The organism is Klebsiella sp. P1927 (assembly GCF_018204675.1).
Taxonomy (GTDB): Bacteria; Pseudomonadota; Gammaproteobacteria; order Enterobacterales; family Enterobacteriaceae; genus Klebsiella; species Klebsiella pneumoniae.
The window spans coordinates 2,907,177-2,928,695 of the sequence record NZ_CP073377.1 but is presented as its reverse complement, the minus strand read 5'-3'; the positions used below and the strand labels follow the sequence as shown (position 1 = coordinate 2,928,695).

18 protein-coding genes are annotated in these 21,519 nt (G+C 60.3%); 8 read left to right on the top strand and 10 right to left on the bottom strand.

The annotated features are described in order from the left end of the window. Positions 1–70 precede the first annotated feature (70 nt). Entirely contained in the window at positions 71–829 is a 759-nt protein-coding gene (locus KB892_RS14895; RefSeq protein ID WP_002901274.1) for a DeoR/GlpR family DNA-binding transcription regulator, read from the top strand. Positions 830–970: 141 nt separating this feature from the next. Next, the gene (locus tag KB892_RS14890; RefSeq protein ID WP_002901278.1) at positions 971–2,329 is read left to right on the top strand and encodes an MFS transporter; all 1,359 of its coding nucleotides are present in this window, start codon (positions 971–973) and stop codon (positions 2,327–2,329) included. 37 nt (positions 2,330–2,366) lie between these two features. On the opposite strand, the gene pncA is transcribed toward KB892_RS14890, so the two are convergent. The 3 genes from pncA to sppA all read right to left on the bottom strand — a co-directional run bounded on the left by pncA (position 2,367) and on the right by sppA (position 6,029). Continuing rightward, positions 2,367–3,008: a bifunctional nicotinamidase/pyrazinamidase gene (pncA, locus tag KB892_RS14885; RefSeq protein WP_002901282.1), complete on the bottom strand. Its 642-nt coding sequence runs from the start codon at positions 3,006–3,008 to the stop codon at positions 2,367–2,369. A 9-nt stretch (positions 3,009–3,017) separates the two neighbouring features. Continuing rightward, complete coding sequence (gene ansA, locus KB892_RS14880) at positions 3,018–4,037, bottom strand: asparaginase (protein ID WP_002901285.1); 1,020 nt, start codon at positions 4,035–4,037, stop codon at positions 3,018–3,020. 138 nt (positions 4,038–4,175) lie between these two features. After that, positions 4,176–6,029, bottom strand: a complete 1,854-nt coding sequence (gene sppA, locus KB892_RS14875) for a signal peptide peptidase SppA (RefSeq protein WP_004140411.1) — start codon at positions 6,027–6,029, stop codon at positions 4,176–4,178. Between the two features lie 165 nt (positions 6,030–6,194). On the opposite strand from sppA, the gene KB892_RS14870 reads away from it, so the two are divergent. Both KB892_RS14870 and KB892_RS14865 read left to right on the top strand, forming a co-directional pair. Next, positions 6,195–6,746, top strand: a complete 552-nt coding sequence (locus tag KB892_RS14870) for an NAD(P)H nitroreductase (protein WP_004152372.1) — start codon at positions 6,195–6,197, stop codon at positions 6,744–6,746. A 136-nt stretch (positions 6,747–6,882) separates the two neighbouring features. Continuing rightward, a protein-coding gene (locus tag KB892_RS14865) for an IS3-like element ISKpn1 family transposase (RefSeq protein ID WP_085955203.1) occupies positions 6,883–8,246 on the top strand; the annotation gives its coding sequence in 2 pieces (ribosomal slippage) (positions 6,883–7,351 and positions 7,351–8,246; 1,365 coding nt in all). A gap of 683 nt (positions 8,247–8,929) precedes the next feature. On the opposite strand, the gene phoC is transcribed toward KB892_RS14865, so the two are convergent. After that, entirely contained in the window at positions 8,930–9,676 is a 747-nt protein-coding gene (phoC, locus tag KB892_RS14860) for an acid phosphatase PhoC (RefSeq protein WP_002901387.1), read from the bottom strand. A gap of 225 nt (positions 9,677–9,901) precedes the next feature. Here phoC and selD point away from each other — a divergent pair, with 225 nt between their 5' ends. From selD to KB892_RS14845, 3 genes are all read left to right on the top strand, one after another. Further along, positions 9,902–10,945, top strand: coding sequence for a selenide, water dikinase SelD (selD, locus tag KB892_RS14855; protein WP_002901388.1), 1,044 nt, complete (start codon positions 9,902–9,904; stop codon positions 10,943–10,945). Positions 10,946–10,949: 4 nt separating this feature from the next. Then, positions 10,950–12,896 carry a DNA topoisomerase III gene (locus KB892_RS14850; RefSeq protein WP_002901390.1) on the top strand — a complete coding sequence of 649 codons (1,947 nt, stop codon included), beginning with the start codon at positions 10,950–10,952 and terminating at the stop codon, positions 12,894–12,896. 179 nt (positions 12,897–13,075) lie between these two features. Continuing rightward, positions 13,076–14,056, top strand: coding sequence for an NAD(P)H-quinone oxidoreductase (locus KB892_RS14845; protein WP_004140406.1), 981 nt, complete (start codon positions 13,076–13,078; stop codon positions 14,054–14,056). Positions 14,057–14,099: 43 nt separating this feature from the next. Here the strand turns inward: KB892_RS14845 and gdhA are convergent, their stop codons facing one another. Together gdhA and KB892_RS14835 are read right to left on the bottom strand one after the other, a co-directional pair. Next, a complete protein-coding gene (gene gdhA / locus KB892_RS14840) occupies positions 14,100–15,443 on the bottom strand; it encodes an NADP-specific glutamate dehydrogenase (protein WP_002901393.1) in 1,344 nt (447 codons plus the stop codon). A 182-nt stretch (positions 15,444–15,625) separates the two neighbouring features. After that, on the bottom strand, positions 15,626–16,036 hold the full coding sequence (locus KB892_RS14835) for a pyrimidine (deoxy)nucleoside triphosphate diphosphatase (RefSeq protein ID WP_002901395.1): 411 nt from the start codon (positions 16,034–16,036) through the stop codon (positions 15,626–15,628). An 86-nt stretch (positions 16,037–16,122) separates the two neighbouring features. On the opposite strand from KB892_RS14835, the gene KB892_RS14830 reads away from it, so the two are divergent. Beyond that, a complete protein-coding gene (locus KB892_RS14830) occupies positions 16,123–16,746 on the top strand; it encodes a CDP-alcohol phosphatidyltransferase family protein (protein WP_002901398.1) in 624 nt (207 codons plus the stop codon). Between the two features lie 51 nt (positions 16,747–16,797). Here KB892_RS14830 and KB892_RS14825 read toward each other — a convergent pair whose 3' ends face one another. The 4 genes from KB892_RS14825 to KB892_RS14810 form a co-directional block, all read right to left on the bottom strand. After that, positions 16,798–18,105, bottom strand: a complete 1,308-nt coding sequence (locus tag KB892_RS14825; protein WP_004199787.1) for a sulfurtransferase — start codon at positions 18,103–18,105, stop codon at positions 16,798–16,800. Between the two features lie 93 nt (positions 18,106–18,198). Next, positions 18,199–18,831, bottom strand: a complete 633-nt coding sequence (locus tag KB892_RS14820; protein ID WP_004151926.1) for an ATP-binding cassette domain-containing protein — start codon at positions 18,829–18,831, stop codon at positions 18,199–18,201. Further along, positions 18,831–20,366, bottom strand: a complete 1,536-nt coding sequence (locus KB892_RS14815) for an ABC transporter permease subunit (protein ID WP_004151925.1) — start codon at positions 20,364–20,366, stop codon at positions 18,831–18,833. Before KB892_RS14815 ends, KB892_RS14820 begins: the two co-directional genes overlap by 1 nt. Further along, entirely contained in the window at positions 20,339–21,517 is a 1,179-nt protein-coding gene (locus KB892_RS14810; protein WP_004151924.1) for an ABC transporter substrate-binding protein, read from the bottom strand. Before KB892_RS14810 ends, KB892_RS14815 begins: the two co-directional genes overlap by 28 nt. Positions 21,518–21,519: the final 2 nt, after the last annotated feature.

Genomic DNA, 21,519 nt, shown 5'->3' with positions numbered 1-21,519 from the left:
TTTGAAAATAAACATAGCCTGTGAGATACTACGGTCTTATTATTACGTTGCAGGAAACAGAGGTGTTATCGTGGCGGCAAAAGACAGGATTCAGGCCATCAAGCAAATGGTGGCTAATGATAAGAAAGTGGTGGTTTCTCATTTAAGCTCAATTTTTCAGGTCACGGAGGAAACTATTCGCCGCGATCTTGAAAAGCTCGAAGATGAGGGTTTTCTGACCCGTACGTATGGCGGTGCGGTATTAAACACCACCGCATTATCCGATAACATTCATTTTTATAAACGCGCAAAGTCTTTCTTTGAAGAGAAACAGACCATTGCCCGTAATGCATTACCATTTATTAAGAATAAAACCACTATGGCTGCTGATTCCAGCAGTACGGCGATGGAGTTATTAAAACTGCTGAAGGAAAGAAACGATCTCACGCTGTTAACCAACTCGGCGGAAGCTTTTCACGAACTGGCGCAGTCGGAAATTAACGTTGTTTCTACCGGCGGTGAACTGAATAAAAATACGCTGTCGCTGCAGGGAAGAATCACTAAGGAAATTATCAGTCGTTATCACGTTGATATTATGGTAATGAGCTGTAAAGGGCTGGATATGAAGAACGGAGCGCTTGACTCCAACGAAGCAGAAGCGGAAATCAAGAAAACGATGATTCGCCAGGCGACGGAAGTGGCGCTGTTGGTCGATCACTCTAAGTTCGATCGTAAAGCTTTTGTCCAGTTGGTAGATTTTAGCCATATTAATTACCTTATAACCAATAAGGCACCAGGTGCGGAATGGATAGCATTTTGTAAAGAGAATAATATTCAACTCGTTTATTAGCTTTATTGCTATTCCGATTAATATTATTTTAGTTTGCGCTTGGGTAATGCCATAAAAATTTAATGATGATGGATGGCGCGGCAAAAGTGACTCTGCCGCTGTCGCCATATTTTATATTTTAGCTGAAATTGAGGCATCCTGATGGAACAATGTGACCCTATCGGCGCAAGATTAGACCGCTTACCTTTATCGCGATTTCATTTTCGTATTTTTGGTATCATCAGTTTTAGTTTATTAATCACCGGTTTTCTCAGCTATTCTGGCAACGTGGTGCTGGCAAAGTTAGTCAGCAACGGCTGGTCAAATAATTACCTCAATGCGGCATTTACCTCAGCGCTGATGTTTGGCTATTTTATAGGTTCGCTAACCGGCGGTTTTATAGGCGATTATCTCGGGCGACGTAAGGCATTTCGCCTGAATTTGCTGATCGTCGGGATTTCGGCTTGTGTGGCAACCTTTGTGCCTAACATGTACTGGCTTATCTTTTGCCGCTGTCTGATGGGCTGCGGAATGGGGGCGTTAATAATGATAGGTTATGCTTCATTTACCGAGTTTATTCCACCCGCAGTGCGCGGAAAATGGTCCGCCCGGCTCTCTTTTGTCGGTAACTGGTCGCCCATGCTATCGGCGGCTATTGGCATAGTGGTGATTGCTTTTTTAAGCTGGCGGATAATGTTTCTGCTCGGCGGCGCGGCTATGCTGCTTGCCTGGTATCTGTCGGGAAGATATTTTATTGAGTCTCCGCGCTGGCTGGCGGGTAAAGGGCAGCGAAGCGCGGCTGAAAAGCACCTCCAGCAGGTAGAGTCGCAAATCGAGAAAGAGAAAAACATTATCTTACCGGCCTGGCAAAGCGCGGAACATAGGGCGGAGGTGGGTGTGGAAAGCGGCTCTTTCTGGTTGTTGTTTAAAGGCCACATGCTGCGGCGAACGCTGGTGGCAATTACGGTGCTCATCGCGATGAACATTTCGCTCTATACTATTACGGTGTGGATCCCGACAATTTTTGTTAATTCGGGGATCGACGTGACAAAGTCAATCTTGATGACCGCGATTATTATGATTGGCGCGCCGGTGGGTATATTTATAGCCGCGCTGATTATCGACCGTTTTCCGCGGCGATTGTTTGGCTCATCGTTGCTGATTATTATTGCGCTTCTCGGCTACTTCTATTCGATTCAAACCGCAGAGTGGGCCATCTTAAGCTATGGCCTGGTGATGATTTTTTTCCTGTACATGTACGTCTGCTTTGCCTCGGCGGTGTACGTGCCTGAGTTGTGGCCAACGCATCTCCGGTTGCGCGGTTCAGGCTTTGTCAACGCGGTAGGGCGGATTGTTGCCGTCTTTACCCCCTACGGTGTCGCGGTCCTGTTGACCCGCTCCGGGGCGATTACGGTTTTTATGGTGCTCGGGGTAATGCTGGTGCTCTGCGCGCTAATCCTGTTCTGCTTTGGCATCGAAACGCGCAAGATCTCGTTGGAGGAGATTTCAACGCTGGCCTGAGAAAAGCGCCGACAGGAAGAATGCCTGTCGGCACAGGTTACGCGTGGGTTTCCCGCCAGTCGTCGAGGGTATAGAGCGTGGCGCCCGCGGCGGCCATCTCCATAAACGCCTGGCTGCTGTCCTGCGGCTGCAGATTTACGCCGCGACAGCCGTCGGTGATGACGTTGACCGCGTAGCCCAGCGCCAGGGCATCCAGCACGGTGAACTTAACGCAGTAATCGGTGGCGAGGCCGAGAACGGTCAGCTCCACGATCCCCTGACCACGCAGCCAGCCGTCCAGTTCGGTTTTCTGCCGGTGACCGTTGTCAAAGAAAGCGCTATAGCTGTCGATGCTCCGGTTTTGCCCTTTGTGGAACACAGCGGCGATCGCCTGCTGCTTGAGCAGAGGATGCAGCGCCGCGCCTTCGCTGTGCTGCACGCAGTGATCCGGCCAGAAAGTTTGCGCCAGGCCGTCCAGCTCGCCCTCGGTGTAGGGTTCCACCTGGTGCTGGCTGGCGAAACTGCCGTGATCCGCCGGATGCCAGTCCTGGCTGGCGACGATGGGCTCGCCGCGCGCCAGGCTCCAGTCGATAAGCGCATTGGCTACGTCGACGGTACTGTCGCCTTCAGGAACCGCCAGCGCGCCGCCGGCGCAAAAGTCGTTCTGCAAATCAACCAGTAACAGCGCTCGATGTGCCATACGTCCTCCTTAAGCCTCGTCGGGGGTGAGTTCGCCACGCAGATTTTGCTGCATCGCCGCGCGAATGGCGTCAACGTCCAGCTGCTGGCTAAGCAGATAGTGTAGCTTGGTCAGCGTCGCTTCCACCGTCATATCGAAACCACTGATGACCCCCGCCTGGGCGAGGGCGTTGCCGGTGGCATAGCCGCCCATGTTCACCTTTCCGGACATGCACTGCGTCAGATTGACCACCACAATACCGCGCTGGCTGGCTTCCGCCAGCACCTGAATAAACTCGCCATTCTGTGGGGCATTGCCGACGCCATAGGAGCGGAGGATCAGCGCTTTCACCGGTTGGCGCAGAAAATTACGCACCACGTCGGCGGAGATGCCGGGGTAAATCGTCACCACGCCAATCGGCTGCGGAGTGATGGGGTGCACGATAAGATCTCCGCTGCCCTGCGGCGCCGGCGGAGTACCGAGACGGCGAATATGGATCCCGGCCTCCAGCAGCGGGGCAAGGTTTGGCGAGGCGAAAGCGTCGAAGCCGTCGGCATGGGCTTTGGTGGTGCGGTTGCCGCGGAACAGTCGATTGTTGAAGAACAGCGCCACTTCGTTAATCGGATAGTTGGCGGCGACGTACAGGGCGTTGAGCAGGTTAATCTGACCATCGGAACGCAGCTCGGCCAGCGGAATTTGTGACCCTGTCACAATGACCGGCTTGCCAAGGTTTTCCAGCATGAACGACAGCGCCGAGGCGGTAAACGCCATGGTGTCGGTTCCGTGGAGGATCACAAAGCCATCATACTCCTCATAATGGCTGCGGATATCGTCGGCGATGTGCTGCCAGTCCTCGGGGGTCATATCGGATGAATCCATCAGCGGATGGTATTCATGGATCGTGAAGTCCGGCATCTCCGGACGATGGAACTCCGGCATCAGCGCCAGCTGACGCTGCAGATGGCCGGAAACGGGTACATAGCCGTGTTCAGAGCGCTGCATACCGATGGTCCCACCGGTGTAGGCAACGTAAATCGATTTTTTTTGCATAGCATCGCTTAGGTTGGTCGTAGACAGGCGCAGTATAAAGAGACGCAGGAAAAAATACAGCGTCGGTCGCGGGCTTTGTGGCAGTGTTGGCAGGAGAGGGAAAAAGGCTGCCCCGGGAGACGGGGCAGCCGCTGCGTATTAACGGATGTTAGCGCAGGTCAGGCAGAAGGCATAGCGATTCTGCGGGTCGTTAAACGCCGCCAGCTTGTCGCTCTCCGCTTTCACCGTCTCGGCCGCCGCGGCGACCGGCGCAGGCAGCCAGGCCTGAATGGCCGCCGGCAGCGAGGCGCGTACCGAGCCGGTCAGGCTATCCAGCACCATCGAGAAGAAGGTCGGCTCTTCCTGATAGTAGTTGAGGTGCCAGGTTTTCAGCTTCGCCAGCTCGGCGGCTTTGGCCACCGCGTCGTCGAAGTCGCCGAGGCTGTCGACCAGGCCGTTGGCTTTGGCATCTTCCCCGGTCCAGACGTGGCCCTGGGCGATCTGGTCGATTTTCTCCGGCGTGCTCTTACGGGCGTTAGCCACCAGGGTGATAAAGCGCTGATAGCCATTCTCAATGCTCAACTGCATCAGCTGCTGCACTTCCGGCGGCAGCGCTTTGGTGCTGGAGACATCCGCCAGCGGCGACGTGGCGACGCCGTCGGTGTGGACGCCAATCGACCCGAGGGTATTTTCCACGGTGTTGATCACCCCAAAGATGCCAATGGAGCCGGTGAGGGTGCTTGGGTTCGCCACGATGTAATCCGCTGGGGTGGAGATCCAGTAGCCGCCGGACGCCGCCATGCCGCCCATCGAGACCACTACCGGTTTACCGGCGGCTTTGGCTGCCGCCAGCTCTTCACGAATGATTTCCGAAGCGGTTACGCTGCCGCCCGGGCTGTTTACGCGCAGAACGATGGCCTTAATTTTCGGATCGAGGCGCGCATCGCGAATTTGCGCTGCGGTGGTATCGCCGCCGACGTTGCCCGGGGTCTCTTCACCGTCCATGATGGCGCCGTTGGCGAAGATTACCGCGATGGCGGAACCCTGGTCAGACGGCGTCTTCACGTTGTAGTCGTAATAGCTGATCGCCCGGTAATTGTTATCCGCTTTGCTCCAGCCAAACTGTTTGGTCAGCGCCTTTTCCACTTCCGTGGAGGTCGCCAGCTCATCCACCAGCTTATTGTCCAGCGCATATTTCGCCGTATCGCCGCCCACCTTACGCAGGCCATCGATGATGCCCTGGGCGCCCGGGAAGAGCTGCTGGGCGGTGATCTGGCGGTTGGCGGCAATGGTGTTGAGGTAGTTCTGCCACAGTTCGCCAATCCAGCGGCTATCCGCTTCGCGGGCGGCAGGGGACATATCATCGCGGATGAATGGCTCGACGGCGGATTTATAGGTGCCGACGCGGAAGACATGGGTGGAGACCTTCAGCTTATCCAGCAGCGATTTGTAATATAGCCCGTTGGTAGCGAAGCCGTGCAGGTCTACCTCGCCCTGCGGCGAGAGCCAGATTTTGTTGGCGAAGCTCGCCAGGTAGTACTGGCCCTGGCTGTAGCTGCTGCCGACGGCATACACCGGTTTGCCGCTATCGCGGAATTCGCGCAGCGCTTTGCCGATGTACTGCATGGATGGCTGGTCGCCGCCGACGAAGTTTTTCAAATCCAGTACAATACCGGTGATATTGCGGTCATCCTTCGCCTGGCGAATGGTCTGCACGATATCGAACAGGGAATTCTCCTGCAGACGGTCCGAGCTGGCGCCAAACAGCTGGCGGCCAATCACGCCGAGCTTGCTGCTGGCGGATGGTTTATCCACCACCACGCCGGTAATATCCAGCAACAGCGCGCCGCGCGCGGCATGTTCGCTGGTGGTGCTGCTGAACTGGCTCCAGATGCCGATACACACCAGCACCAGCACCAGGAAGATCGCATTGAGGGCCAGTTTGCGAATAAAGTTGAGTATCCGCCACGTCCATTTAAAAAAGCTGGCAATCAGTCGCCAAAGGGTTCGCATGTCTTCTCCCTAACGTTATCTAAAAAGGGCAGGCCGCAGGGGCCGCCGCGTCTGGCTATCCTAAAGAGTGAGCCGTCGGTTGTCAGCAGGAATCACCGACCGCGCTGTAACAAAATCCTTGTGCATGTTAATTTTATGAAAAATGACATCACAGGAGTTATACAGATGGATGCTCTCGATCTACTGCTTAATCGCCGGAGCGCTTCCCGCCTGGCGGAACCTGCCCCGGCGGGCGAACAGCTGGAAAACATTCTGCGCGCCGGGCTGCGCGCCCCGGATCATGGCACCCTGCAGCCGTGGCGCTTCTTTATTATCGCCGATGACGGCCGCGAGCGCTTCAGCCAGTTGCTGGAAAAAGGGGCCAGAGAGGCCGGCCAGGATGAGAAGGGAATTGAGAAAGCCCGCAATGCGCCGTTCCGCGCGCCGCTGATTATTACCGTGGTCGCGCGCTGTGAAGACCACCCTAAGGTGCCGCGCTGGGAGCAGGAGATGTCCGCTGGCTGCGCGGTGATGGTGATGCAGATGGCGGCCCTGGCTCAGGGATTCAACGGTATCTGGCGCAGCGGAGCATTGACCGAGAGTCCGGTGGTGCGGGCCGGCTTCGAGTGCCGCGAACAGGATAAAATTGTCGGCTTCCTCTATCTGGGGACGCCGCAGCTAAAAGCCTCAACCACCATTGCCCTGCCGGATACCGCGCCGTTTGTGACGCGATTCTGAGTCGGTGCTTATTATGCCGGGTGGCGGCTGGCGCCTTACCCGGCCAACGCATCCGGCTCTGACTGTCTGTAGGCCCGCGCAAGCGCATGGACTGCACCCCAAAAGTTGGACACCCAACTGAGTAAGGTGCAATTTTATGGCTAAACCAAAGTATTCCCCTGAAACAAAACTGGCTGTGGTTAATCATTATTTGTCCGGTAAAGACGGAGAACAGAGTACAGCCGACCTTTTTGGTATTGAAAGAACATCTGTCCGTCGCTGGGTCAGGGCATGGCAGTTCCACGGTGCAGAAGGCCTGACTGCAAAAAATAATCATTATTCCGATGAATTTAAACTCGTGGTCGTCCGGGCGGTTATCAGTGACCGCCTGACGATGCGTGAAGCGGCTGCCCGGTTTAATCTCTCCGCAGAAATACTTGTCCGGCGCTGGCTCGACGTGTACAACGATGCCGGAGCGGAAGGTCTTTTAAACATGCAATGCGGACGGCCCGGACAAATGACAAAGCCAAAAAATATCCCACCACTGACAGATAAAGAGCTGGAAAAACTCTCCCCCGAAGAGCTCAGGGCCGAACTGCGTTATCTGCGGGCAGAGAATGCCTATCTAAAAAAGTTGAAAGCCTTGGTTCAGAGCGAAAAAAATGGCAAAAAGCCCTGATAATCAGTGAACTAAGGCATGAACACGCTCTGCGGGACCTTCTGCGGGCGGCCGGTATGTCCCGTAGCACGTGGTATTACAATATGAATGCACTGAAGCAAGGGGACAGGTATGCGGGTCTTAAAGAGAACATCAGGAAGATATACCACTATCACAAAGGTCGTTATGGCTACCGCAGGATCACGCTCGCACTGAGAAAACAGGGGCTCCGGATAAACCATAAAACAGTGCAGCGGCTGATGGCAGAACTGTCACTCCGGTCTGTGATAAGGGCGAAAAAATATCGTGCCTGGAAAGGGAGAACGGGCGAGGCCGCGCCCAATATCCTGAGCCGGAACTTCGGTGCGTCAAAAGCCAACGAAAAATGGGTAACAGATGTGACAGAGTTCCCGGTACAGGGAAAAAAGCTTTACCTGTCGTCAGTTCTCGATCTGTTTAACCGGGAGGTTATCGCCTACAGCCTGTCGGAAAGGCCGGTGATGGAGATGGTGAATACGATGCTGGACGGTGCGTTCCCGAAGCTCAGACCGGGAGATGCTCCGCTGCTGCACTCGGATCAGGGCTGGCATTACAGGATGAGGAGCTATCAGGAACGTTTAAAGGCGCATGGGATGACGCAGAGTATGTCGCGTAAAGGAAACTGCCTGGATAATGCAGTGATGGAAAACTTCTTCGGGACCCTGAAATCGGAGTGTTTTTATCTGAGGGAGTTCAGGAGTGTCAGTGCGCTAAGAAAAGCCGTAGAGGACTATATCCATTACTACAACAACGAGCGGATAAGCCTGAAATTAAAAGGCCTGAGTCCGGTAGAGTACCGAACCCAGGCTCTGAGAGCCGCTTAATATGAACCATCCAACTTTATGGGGTCAGTCCAGCAGCGCCGCCGGGCAAGGACAGCGGGCACGGAGCCGATTTTGTGCCGGGTGGCGGCTGCGCCTTACCCGGCCTACGTTCGTACGACCTGTCGTTAATTTATTCACTTTTCTTGCTGAAACTGCCGGTGCTGACGGCCTCAAAATCGCTGAGACGTTCCCGGCAGGCCGGGGCAGCCCGCATGGATGCGGGCTGAGGGCCGTGTTTTGCAGGGACGCTGCCTCGGCCCGACCCGAAGCCTGCAGGGATAAGTCGAAGGGACCGCGCAGCGGCGATTTTGCTGGCCAGAGCCCGGGGGTACAGGGGGCGACGGTGACTGGCCGCCCCCTGTGCGCTCCCGGCGCCATGAGTGACATAACGCAGACGATTAACCGGGAGCGCAAACTACGCTGAAGCCACAGATAACATAAACAACCACACTGCAGTGCTTCCCCTCACCCTGGCCCTCTCCCGGAGGGAGAGGGAACCGTCCGGCTGGCCGCGCAAGCGCAGCGCCGCCGGGCGATGGCAGCAGGCTCGGAGCCGCATCTATGCCGGGTGGCGGCTCGCGCCTGACCCGGCCTACAACCCCTACCATTCGAATCAATCGCGGTTTTTGTAGCCCGGACAAGGCGCGCCAGGCGCCGCATCCGGGAATGCAACGGCGATGACGTTACTTCTGCCTTTTCGCGAATTCATCTTTGGCTTTCTGCAACTGCTGCTGGAAGGCCGGGTTGGTGTGCAGCGTAGCGACCACCGCGGAGCCGACGATGCGCGCCGCATCGACATCGCTCTGCCAGTGATAGCCGCAGATCACCCGGCTCTCGCCGAGCTCATAGCCGCGCTTCAAAATTTCGTTTTGCCGCTGCGGGTTGATCTCCGCCAGCACCAGGGCGGTGGCCCAGCCGATAGAGGTATGCCCGGACGGGTAAGAGCCGTTTTTCGCCAGCTTGTCCTGTTCGGTGGTATTGCAGGTGGAGACGCCATAGAACGCAAACGGGCGAATGCGCATGTATTTCTCTTTCGCGCTGCGGGTCGCCAGGTCGCCGGCGTCTTCAATCATATTGGTCAGCAGTTTGTGAAGCTGCGGCGCGTCTTTCTCGGTGATCGGCGAACCAAAGGCGCTGGAGAAGGCGTTGGCCACGCCGCCCGCGCTGAGGTTGGCATCCTCTGCCGCCAGCTTCCCGCGCTCGGTATTGCGCAGCAGACGTCCTTGCTCATACATCGCCTGATCGTTTAAAAATGCGATACTGCCCACCGCCGGCGGTGGTGGCAACAGCGCCAGGCTGTCGATGGCCTGGGCATTGGTCAGATAGTAGAGATCGGGCTTGGTGGTGACATCGTTCCCGGGGGGAACCAGAGCAAAGGCGTTAACGGAGAAGAAACTGGCCAGGCAAAGGGCAAGAACACGCTTTTTCATTAGAATTTCCTTACGTCATAATCATTCCAGAGAAGACAGTCCTGTGCTGTCACATTTCTGTCATCTTTAAGTAAAAGTGAAAATGGTCGGGAAAAAATTGCCGTGTCTCGCAAAAACGGCTTTTTGTCTGCTTAATGAGCAACCATACGCGATTTCAGACTGTCGTACTTACCACCCTGGCGTTTGGGCGCTAACATAGCGGGATTGCAATGACAGGAGATGTCCATGAGCGAGCAAGCCATTCGTTTAACGCAATACAGCCACGGAGCCGGTTGTGGTTGTAAAATTTCCCCGAAAGTGCTGGAAACTATCCTGCATAGCGAGCAGGCGAAGTTTGTCGACCCAAACCTGCTTGTCGGCAACGAAACCAGCGATGATGCCGCCGTTTACGATCTCGGTAATGGCACCTCGATCGTCAGCACCACCGATTTCTTTATGCCGATTGTCGATAACCCGTTCGACTTTGGCCGCATCGCCGCTACCAACGCCATCAGCGATATTTTCGCTATGGGCGGGAAACCGATTATGGCGATTGCCATCCTCGGCTGGCCGATCAACACCCTGGCGCCGGAAATCGCTCGCGAAGTGGTGGAGGGCGGGCGCTTTGCCTGCCAGCAGGCGGGGATCGCGCTGGCGGGCGGCCACTCCATTGACGCCCCGGAGCCGATCTTCGGTCTGGCGGTCACCGGCGTGGTGCCCACCGAGCGCATCAAGAAAAACAGCACCGCCCAGGCGGGTTGCAAACTGTATCTTACTAAACCGCTGGGGATCGGCGTACTGACCACTGCAGAGAAAAAATCGCTGCTCAAGCCAGAGCATCAAGGGTTAGCGACGGAGACCATGTGCCAGATGAACCTCGCCGGCGCCGCGTTTGCCACCATCGACGGGGTGAAGGCGATGACCGACGTCACCGGCTTTGGCCTGCTCGGCCACCTCAGCGAGGTGTGCCGCGGGGCCGGCGTGCAGGCGCAGCTGCGCTATGCCGATATCCCAAAACTGCCGGGGGTGGAGGACTATATCGCCGCCGGCGCGGTGCCGGGCGGCACCGGGCGCAACTTTGCCAGCTACGGCCATCTCATGGGCGAGATGCCGACGGAGTGGCGGGATCTGCTGTGCGATCCGCAGACCTCCGGCGGTCTGCTGCTGGCGGTGACCCCGGAGGCGGAGGCGGAAGTTCAGGCCGCCGCGGCGGAGTTCGGCATTAAGCTGGCCGCCATCGGCGAGCTGGTGACCGCCCGCGGCGGGCGACCCATGATCGAGATCCGTTGATTCGATGCGGTTGTTTATTGCAGAAAAACCGAGTCTCGGTCGGGCTATCGCCGATGTGTTGCCTAAACCGCACCGCAAAGGCGATGGCTATATTGAGTGCGGCAACGGGCAGGTGGTCACCTGGTGTATCGGCCACCTGCTGGAGCAGGCGCAGCCGGACATCTACGACAGCCGCTATGCCCGGTGGAATCTCAACGATCTGCCGATTGTGCCGGAGAAATGGCAGCTGCAGCCAAAGCCCTCGGTCACCAAACAGCTGAATGTCATCAAGCGCCTGCTCGGCGACGCCGAGGAGGTTATCCACGCCGGCGACCCGGACAGAGAAGGGCAGCTGCTGGTGGACGAAGTACTCGACTACCTGCAGCTGGCGCCGGAGAAGCGTCAGCAGGTGCAGCGCTGTCTGATTAACGATCTCAACCCGCAGGCGGTGGAGCGGGCGATCAACCGTCTGCGCGCCAACAGCGAGTTCGTGCCGCTCTGCGTGTCGGCGCTGGCGCGGGCCCGCGCCGACTGGCTGTACGGCATCAATATGACCCGCGCCTACACCCTGCTGGGGCGCAACGCCGGCTATCAGGGGGTGCTCTCGGTGGGGCGGGTGCAGACCCCGGTACTTGGCCTGGTGGTCCGTCGCGATGAAGAGATTGAAAATTTCGTCGCCAAAGATTTCTTCGACGTGAAGGCGCATATCGTCACGCCGCAGGAGGAGCGTTTTGTCGCCACCTGGGTGCCGAGCGAAGCCTGCGAACCTTACCAGGATGAAGAAGGGCGCCTGCTGCATCGTCCGCTGGCCGAGCATGTGGTTAAGCGCATCGAAGGCCAGCCGGCAATCGTGACCGGCTATAACGATAAGCGCGATTCCGAACCCGCGCCGCTGCCGTTCTCGCTGTCGGCGCTGCAGATTGAGGCGGCCAAACGTTTCGGCTTCAGCGCGCAGAACGTGCTGGATATCTGCCAGAAGCTGTACGAAACCCACAAACTCATCACCTATCCGCGTTCGGACAGCCGCTATCTGCCGGAAGAGCACTTCGCTGGCCGCCATGCGGTGTTGAATGCGATTGCCGTCCATGCGGCGGACCTGCTGCCGCAGCCGGTAGTGGATCCGGAGATCCGCAACCGCTGCTGGGATGATAAAAAGGTCGACGCGCACCATGCGATTATCCCAACCGTCCGCAGCAGCCAGGTGAAGCTCACCGATAACGAAGCGAAGGTGTACACCCTGATCGCCCGCCAGTATCTGATGCAGTTCTGCCCTGACGCAGTGTTCCGCAAATGCCAGATTGATCTTGAGATCGCCAACGGCAAGTTTGTCGCCAAGGCGCGTTTTCTGGCCGAGGCGGGCTGGCGGACGCTGCTTGGCAGCAAAGAGCGCGATGAAGAGAACGACGGCACGCCGCTGCCGGTGGTGGCCAAAGGCGATGAACTGCTGTGCGAGAGGGGCGAGGTGGTGGAGCGTCAGACCCAGCCGCCGCGCCACTTTACCGACGCCACGCTGCTGTCGGCGATGACCGGGATTGCCCGCTTCGTGCAGGATAAAGATCTGAAGAAGATCCTCCGCGCCACCGACGGCCTCGGCACGGAAGCGACCCGCGCAGGGATTATCGAGCTGCTGTTCAAGCGTGGTTTCCTGAGCAAAAAGGGGCGCTATATCCACTCCTCGGAGGCCGGCAGGGCGCTCATTCATTCCCTGCCGGAGATGGCCGGGCGACCGGACATGACCGCCCACTGGGAGTCGGTGTTGACGCAGATCAGCGAGAAACAGTGCCGCTATCAGGACTTTATGCAGCCGCTGGTGGGGACGCTGTATCAACTGATCGATCAGGCGCGCAGCACGCCGGTGCGTCAGTTCCGCGGCCTGGTGGCGCCGGGCGGGGCGAAGAAGTCGTTCAGCAAAGGTAAAGGGAAGCCGAAAGGCAAAAAAGCGGCAGACGATACCGCGCCGCCGCCGCAGTAACCCGCCGGTGGTCGCGAGGATGCGTTACCCCACGGCCACCGCTTCTCCGCCAGTCAGGCCAATGGTCTACACTAAACAGCCGGGAAGAGCCTGGACGCGGGGCCCCTGAGCAGGGGATGCCCGCTGCGCTTTTCCTGATGCCGATGCCCCATTTCTCTCACAGGCGATAAGGAGGACCCGTGAAATATATTGCTATCAGCCAACCGGGCGGCCCGGAGGTATTGCAGATCCGCGAAGGGGAGATCCCCACCATCGGGGAGCATGAGGTGCTCATTGAGGTGAAGGCGGCGGGCGTCAACCGGCCGGATATTCTGCAGCGCCAGGGTCTGTATCCGATGCCTGAGGGCGTCACCCCCGTGCCCGGCCTCGAGGTGGCGGGCGTGGTTGTTAAGGTCGGCGCGCAGGTCACAGCGTTTACGCCCGGCGATCGCGTTTGCGCGCTGACCAACGGCGGCGGCTATGCCGAATACTGCGCCGTGCCGGCAGGCCAGACGTTGCCGATCCCGGCGGGCCTCAGCTTTAGCGAAGCGGCCGCCATTCCGGAAACCTTCTTCACCGTCTGGGCGAACGTCTTCCAGCTGGGTAAGCTGCAGCCTGGCGAAAGCATTCTGGTCCACGGCGGCGCCAGCGGGATTGGCACCACCGCGGTCCTGCTGTGCCACGCGCTGGGGATGACCGTCTATGCCACCGTCGGCCAGGACGAAAAAATTGCTGCGCTACGTCCCTATGCTACGGCGATTAACTACAAAACCGATGATTTTGCCGAGAAAATCGGCCAGCTGACCAACGATGAAGGGGTGGACGTCATTCTGGATATTGTTGGCGGCCCTTACTTTAACCGCAACCTTGGGCTACTGAAAAAGGATGGACGACTGGTCATCATCGGCTTTATGGGCGGGCGAATCGCTCATGAGGTTGATATTCAGACTCTGATGCTCAAGCGAGCCACCGTCACCGGCTCGACCATGCGCGGCCGGACGGCGGCGGAGAAACAACAGATTGCCGAGGCGCTGCGCCGCCACGTCTGGCCGCTGCTAGAGGCAGGGAAATGCAAGCCGCTGATCTACGCCAGCTACCCGATGGCGGAGATTGCCGAGGCCCATGCCTGTCTGGACAGTGGTCAGCATCTGGGGAAAGTTGTGATCACGATGACGTCGTGAGACGCATCCCGGCGGGCTGCCGCCGGGATGGAGTTAGGGGAGGTTAAATCACGCCCTGGGCCAGCATAGCATCCGCAACCTTCACGAAACCGGCGATATTCGCGCCGCGCACGTAGTTGGTCTGCTTCGCTTCGCCGCCGTACTGCACGCAAGCGTGGTGGATATCCAGCATGATGTGATGCAGGCGGGCATCCACTTTTTCCGCTTTCCAGCCCATGCGCGCGGCGTTCTGCGCCATCTCCAGACCGGAAGTCGCCACGCCGCCGGCGTTGGCCGCTTTGCCCGGGGCAAACAGCACGCCAGCTTCCAGGAACAGGTCGGTTGCGGCGATGGTGGTCGGCATGTTGGCGCCTTCCGCCACGGCCTTGACGCCATTGGCAATCAGCTGGCGGGCGGCATCGACGTCCAGTTCGTTCTGGGTCGCGCAAGGCAGGGCAATATCCACCGGCACTGACCACGGCTGCTGGCCTTCAAGATAGGTGAGGCCAAATTCGCGGGCGTAATCGGCCACGCGGCCGTGGGCACGCTCTTTAATGTCGATCAGGCGGGTCAGTTTTTCTTTGGTGAAGCCCGCTTCGTCAACGACGGTGCCGTTGGAGTCGGAGGCCGTCACCACCCGCGCGCCAAGCTCCATCGCTTTCTCAATGGCGTATTGCGCGACGTTGCCGGAGCCGGAGACCGCCACGCGAGCGCCTTCGAAGCCGAGGCCGTGACGTTTGAGCATCGCTTCGGTGAAGTAGATCAGGCCGTAACCAGTGGCTTCCGGACGGATCAAGCTGCCGCCAAAGGAGAGTCCTTTACCGGTGAAGACGCAGGCGCTGTTGTTGGAGAGCTTGCGCATCATTCCTGCCATAAAGCCGACTTCGCGACCGCCGACGCCGATATCGCCCGCCGGTACGTCGGTATCCGGGCCAAGGTGGCGATAGAGTTCGGTCATCAGCGCCTGGCAGAAACGCATCACTTCGCCATCGCTCTTGCCTTTAGGATCGAAATCGCTGCCGCCTTTCCCGCCGCCCATCGGCAGAGTGGTCAGGGCGTTTTTGAAGGTCTGCTCGAAGCCAAGGAATTTGAGAATCGACAGGTTAACCGACGGGTGAAAACGCATCCCGCCTTTATACGGGCCGATGGCCGAGTTGAACTGCACGCGCCACGCGCGGTTGACCTGGACCTGATTGCGGTCGTCCACCCACACCACGCGGAACTGGATCACGCGCTCCGGTTCCACCAGACGTTCCAGCAAAGCAAGCTGACGATAGCGCGGATTTTCCTCAAGGAAAGGCCACAGGGTGGTCATCACCTCCCGGACGGCTTGAGCAAATTCGGTTTGATGAGGATCGCGCTGTTGAACGCGGGTGAGAAAGCCTTCCAGAGTGCACGTCTGATCCATAGATATCAGTTCCCCTTATGGTTGTGGTTGCATGTATTTATTATGATTCGGTCCTTGAAAAAACCGATTTTCCGACTATAACACCGCTAATCCTTAGGCAAGCAAGGAAAAATTGAGCCGACAACAAAATTTATAATTGCCCGCTCGTCATAACTAAAAGCGATGACGAGGCGGCGGGCGGATCAGCGGACGGAAAGGGTGGGGCGCTGGGCGATAAAGGCGTGCAGCAGAGGAATATCGGCCGGGGCGAGATCGAGGGCCAGCGCTTCTGTGGGAAGGCACCAGCGCAGCTGAGTGTGATAGTGGGCCAGCGGCGTGCCCTGAAAGTGCGGCACCCACCAGGCGTGAAGATGGATCCGGCGGCCGGAGACCTCCCGCTGATGGCTAGCGATATAGCAAGCCGGGCGGGCGATGATGCCCATCTCCTCCTGCAGTTCGCGGACCAGCGCCTGCGGCTGGCTTTCACCCGGCTCCACTTTGCCGCCGGCGAACTCCCACATCCCCGGCTGGTCGGCGTGGGGCGGACGCTGCGCCAGCAGAATCTGGCCATCCTGTTCAATAATGGCGGCGACAACATCAATCATTTTTAGCATAAGCATCAAGGTTAATAAGACGAATATGGCCTATTATCACCGCCATAGACCGTAACTGACAACCGCCAACCCTGCTGGAGACCTTCGTGCTTGATAGCCACCTGCATCCGCGCCTTAAACCCCTGCTAAACGCTGTCGCCGGCGCCCTTGACCGCCCCGGCATCTCACCGGACGGGCTGACGCTGGTCGGTTTTGCCATCGGCGTGCTGGCTCTGCCCTTTCTGGCGCTGGGGTGGTATGGCGCGGCGCTGGCGGCCATTCTCCTTAACCGCCTGCTGGATGGCCTGGACGGCGCTCTGGCGCGGCGGCGCGGGCTCACGGATGCGGGCGGCTTTCTCGATATTGCGCTGGATTTTCTCTTTTACGCCCTGGTGCCGTTCGGCTTTATTCTGGCGGATCCGCTGAACAATGCCCTGGCGGGCGGCTGGCTGCTGTTTGCCTTTATCGGCACCGGCAGCAGCTTTCTCGCTTTTGCCGCCCTGGCGGCCAGGCACCAGATCGCCAATCCCGGCTACGCCCATAAATCGCTGTACTATCTCGGGGGACTGACGGAGGGGACGGAGACCATCCTGTTGTTTGTCCTCGGCTGCCTGTTTCCGGCGCATTTCGCCTGGCTGGCGTGGCTGTTTGGCGCGCTGTGCTGGCTGACGACGGCGACGCGCATCTGCAGTGGCTACCAGACCTTAAAGCGGGTAACGACCACAGCGTAAACGGGGTATCGCGCGTCGCCGACAAAGGGCGACGCGCTGAGGCGGGGCGAGTTACTGACTGCTTTCCGGGCCGCGCTCTCCGCGGGCCACCGGATTGTGCGGGTTGCTGCTCCATTCGTACCAGCCGCCGTCGTACACCGCGACGTGCGGCCAGCCCATGGCGCGGGCATACATAAAGGTTTCCGAGGCCCGCCAGCCGGTCCCGCAATAGAATGCCACTTGCTGGCTCGGCAGAATGTTCCACTGGCGCCACAGGGCAGCGATATCGTCGGCGCTGCGCATGGTGCCGTCCGGGTTATGGAAATCCTCCATGTGCGTGGAGTCGCTCCCGGCGTGGCCCCAGCGGGCGCCAGCGATGTCGCCCTTCGGATTGATATAGCTGTAGCCGCTGGTGGTGCCGATAAACTCCGGCCACGAGCGGACGCTGACCAGCGAGGCGTCCTGACGATGCAGCAGCCCGCGGGCTTGTTCGGTATCCAGCATCAGCTGCGGCTGGCCGGGGATCGGCGCGCCGAAATCAGGCGCCGGCTGCTGCGCCGGTGGCATACCGCGCTCTACCGGCAGCCCGGCGTCGGACCAGGTCTGCCAGCCGCCGTCAAGCAGGCGCACGTCTTTGACCCCGGCGTACAGCATGATCTGCGCCACCCGCGCTGCGGCGTAGACGTCGCGACCATAGAGGATCACCGTGGTGTCATGCCGGATGCCGTGCTTCGCCAGCATCGCCTTCAGCTGCGCGTCGGACACTTTATTCCACAGCGGTTCGCTCTCCACCTCATTGGTATCGATATAGCCCGCGCCAGGGATATGGCTCAGCAGATAGAGCTTCGGCGCTCCCCAGGCGGCTTCAAACACTTTCCAGTCGCCTGCCGGGGCGGCGGCGACCGCTTTCCCTTGCTGTAGGTCGTGCAGCCACTGGGGGTAGACCAGCTGTTCAAAGTGCGGCAGCTTTTGCAGACGGTCGGTCTGGCTCAGCGCATCGCTCAGGGTGCTGAGCCGGGTGAAACCCGTTTGTTTCAGCCGCGCCGCGACGCTGACGTTATCCTCCGGGCTGCCGTACAGCGCGATGGGGGTATCGGACTGGAGCTGGTGCTGCTTAGCCCAGGCGCGCAGCTGATCGTCGCTCATGGCGCCGAGCCAGCGGGCGGAAAGATTGAGGGCCTGCGGCTCATGGCCTTCCGGGCCGTTGGCGCGCTGCGGCCAGCCGTTGTAATAAGCGCTCAGCCGGGTGTCGATGGCCACGCCGTGCTGCTGTTGCAGGTGGGAGAGAGTGAGCGCTGGCATGGTTTCAGCGGCGCAGGTAGTGGAAGCAGCAAGCCCCATGAGCAGGGCGAGTGCGGTCAATTGAGAAACACGTTTCATCGAAATGCCCGACGGTAAAAAGTGGAGGGCGTATTCTCCACTCGCCAGGCGCCGATTTCTTTGCGGTAACGCAGGTTTGCACGCTATTGTCCTTCATTGCCAGCGCTCCATCGCCAGGCAGCGCCCCGTCGGCGGGCAGTCCTCGCGATCGTGGGTCACCAGGATCGCCGGAATGGCCTGGCGGGCCAGTTCTTCAAAGACCCAGCGGCGGAACCCGGCGCGCAGGCTGGCATCCAGGCGGCTGAAGGGCTCATCAAGCAGCAATGCCTCGGGGCGCGCCAGCAGGGCGCGCAGCAGGCTCACCCGCGCCCGCTGCCCGCCGGAGAGCGTGGCCGGATCGCGCGGGGCGAAGCCCGCCAGCCCGGCGCGGCTAAGCGCTTCCTCCACCGCGGTTTTTCGCGCCTCGCCGCGCACGTTCTCCGGCAGCGCCAGCTGTAAATTTTGCCCGACGCTGAAATGGTCGAACAGTAACGGGTCCTGAAACAGAATGCCGATGCGCCGATGCTCTGTCGGCAGCGTATCGCAACGCCGTTCGTTGAGCCACAGCTCGCCTCGGGCGCGAAAATCGCCGGACAGGGCGCCAATCATCCAGGCAAACAGCGTTGATTTCCCGCTACCGGAGGGGCCCATCAGCGTCAGCACCTCCCCCGGGGCTACCGAAAAGGCGACCTCCTGCAGCAGCGGCTGGCGTCTCACGCTCAGGGTCAGATGGTTTACGGTTAGCACTAGCGAAGTCCTCGTCGATAGCGGCCTGCCAGCCAGGCCAGCAGAGCGGTCAGGGTAAAGCATACCGCCGGCAGCAGTAATTGCCACAGCGCCTGAGCGGCGAGCGTCTGCGCCTCGCCGCCGCTGCTGAGCGCCACCGCCTGGCTGGTGAGCGTCGGAATTCGGCCAGCCCCCAGCCATAGCGTTGGCAGATACTGCGCGATGCTCACTGAGAAGCCCACCGCCAGGGCGGTCAGCAGTGGGCGAGTTAGCGAAGGCAGGGTCAGCAACCAGAAAATACGCGTGGATCCCCAGCCGAGCGTGCGGGCGACAACCGTCAGCCGCGGATCGCGCTGGCGCCAGGCCGGGCGCAAAATAAACAGCATCCAGGGCACCACCCACAGCAGATGGCCCCACAGGACGGTCCACCAGTCACCGTCAAGCCAGGCATACAGCGCCAACCGGTACTGGCCGTCGGCCAGCGGCAGGGCCGGCAGGACCAGCGGTAGCCAGACCCAGCCATCGCCTCGCGCCGGGCCGCAGGCCAGCCACAGCAGGCAGACAGCCGCGCCGAGGGCGCAGGCCGCCAGCGCCAGCCCAAGGCTGTTGCCCAGAGCATCCATCTGCGGCGGCGCCGAGCGCGCCAGCCCCGCCAGCAATAGCGCGCCCAGCAGACCGCTCAGCGGCAGCAGCGCCGCCAGCAGGCGGCCGGGCAGGGCATGAGGATGCGGGTGACGAACACCGCGCAGATCGGGCTGGTACTGGCGCTGTAGCCGCCATCCGCCCCAGGCGACCAGCGCCAGCCCGCCGAGGATCGCCATCAGCAGCAGGCTGGCCAGCGCCCCTTTGGCCTGCTGCAGCTCATCGCCCTGGCTTAACCATTGCCACGCCAGCACGGCGAGGGTGGGCGGATTGCCGGGCCCCAGCACCAGGGCGACGTCTACCGCCGACAGGCTCCAGGCGGTGGTGGCCAGCAGCACCATGCCGAGGGCGGGCAGCAGGGCGGGCAGCACCAGCCAACGCAGGCACTGCCAGCGGCCGTAGCCGAGGCTCTTCAGGGCGGTCGCCTGGTCGGCGAGGCGTTTCTCTCCCAGCAGGCCATAGATCACCCACAGCACAAAGGCGCTCTCTTTCAGGGCCATCGTCAGGCCAAGCCCGATGCCGTACCGGTCAACCGGCGGCGTCAGAAACGGCAGCCGCTGCCAGAGCCAACCCCCTTCGGCGAACAGCAGCAGCGCCGCCGTCGCCAGGGCGAGATGGGGCACCGCCAGCAGCAGCGGCAGACGGGAAGCCAGCCGCCGCCAGCGGGCCGAAGGCCAGAGGGCGGCGACGATGGTCAGGGCGATCAGCAGCGCGCCGCCGACGGATAACAGCGTGGAGACGAGGGTGGCGGCCAGCGCCTGGCTCAGCTGCGGGTCGGCGAACAGCGCCCGCCAGTTGGCCGGGGAGCGCGCAGCGCCCACCAGTTCCCCGGCGGCGGGGAGCAGCGGCAGATAGATCGCCGCCATCGCCCCCCAGGCCAGCAGGATCAGTGGGTACCGTAGCGGCGCAGCCATTCCTGCTCCAGCGCGTCAACCCATGCCGCGTGAGGCTCGGCAAGCACCGGCGGCAGATCCTGCGGCAGGGCTGCCGCCAGCGCCTGGCGCTGGCCGTCAGGCAGACGCTGCGGATCCAGTACGCTCGGATCGCCCCAGACGGCGGCATCGGCCTTGCGCAATTGCGCCTCAGGGGAGAGCAGGAAATTGGCCACTACTTTGGCGCCAGCGACAGCGCGGGCGTTAGCCGGGATGGTAACGAAATGGACGTTGCCGAGGGTCCCCGCGGTAAAGCCGAAGCTGTAGCTGTCCGTCGGTAATTCGCCGCTGGCGGCTTTCTGCCGGGCGTGCAGGGGGTTAAACGTCAGCGACAGGCGGAGGGTGCCCTGGTTGAGCATGGCGTCCATCCGCGCCGGCGACGCCGGGAAATCCTTGCCCGCCCGCCACAGGGCCGGGTGCAGCGCATCGAGATAGCGCCACAGCGGGGCGGTGACCGCCGCGAAGGTCGTTGGCTGCGGCGGCTGGCGCAGGGCGGCTGGCTGGTCGGTGAGCGCGATCAGCAGTTGCTCCAGCAGGGCGGTACCGGTGAAGTCCGGCGGCCGCGGGTAGGTTACGCTGCCCGGATGGGCTCTGGCGAAGGCCAGCAGCGCCTGCGGGCTGGTGGGCGGCTGCGGCGTTTGCCCGCGGCGGGCGATAAACGTCAGCTGGGCGCTGCCCCACGGCGACTCCGCGCCCTCGGTGGCGACTGAAAAATCTTCCCGTACCGGCTTTTGCAGATCGACATAGCGCCAGTTGGGCAGCGATTCGGCCCAGCCGGTGAGCAGCAGGTTGGCCTGTTTAAGCGTGCGAAAGTTTTCGCCGTTGATCCACAGCAGATCCACTGACCCGCCCTGGCGACGACCGGCCTGCGCCTCGGTCTGGATGCGTTTCACTGCGTCGGCGGCGTCGGCGACAGGCACAATACGCAGGTCGATTGCGTAATAGCGTTTGACCTCTTCGCTGACCCACGCCAGATAGCGATTGACGGCCGGGTCGCCGCCCCAGGCGTTAAACCAGACGGTCTGTCCGTGGGCTTCCGTCTGAATCTGCCGCCAGCTGTCGTCGGCATTAACCGCCAGCGGCCAGAGCAGCAGCAGGCACAGACAGAGGCTGTAATCACGCAAACGGCGCATCG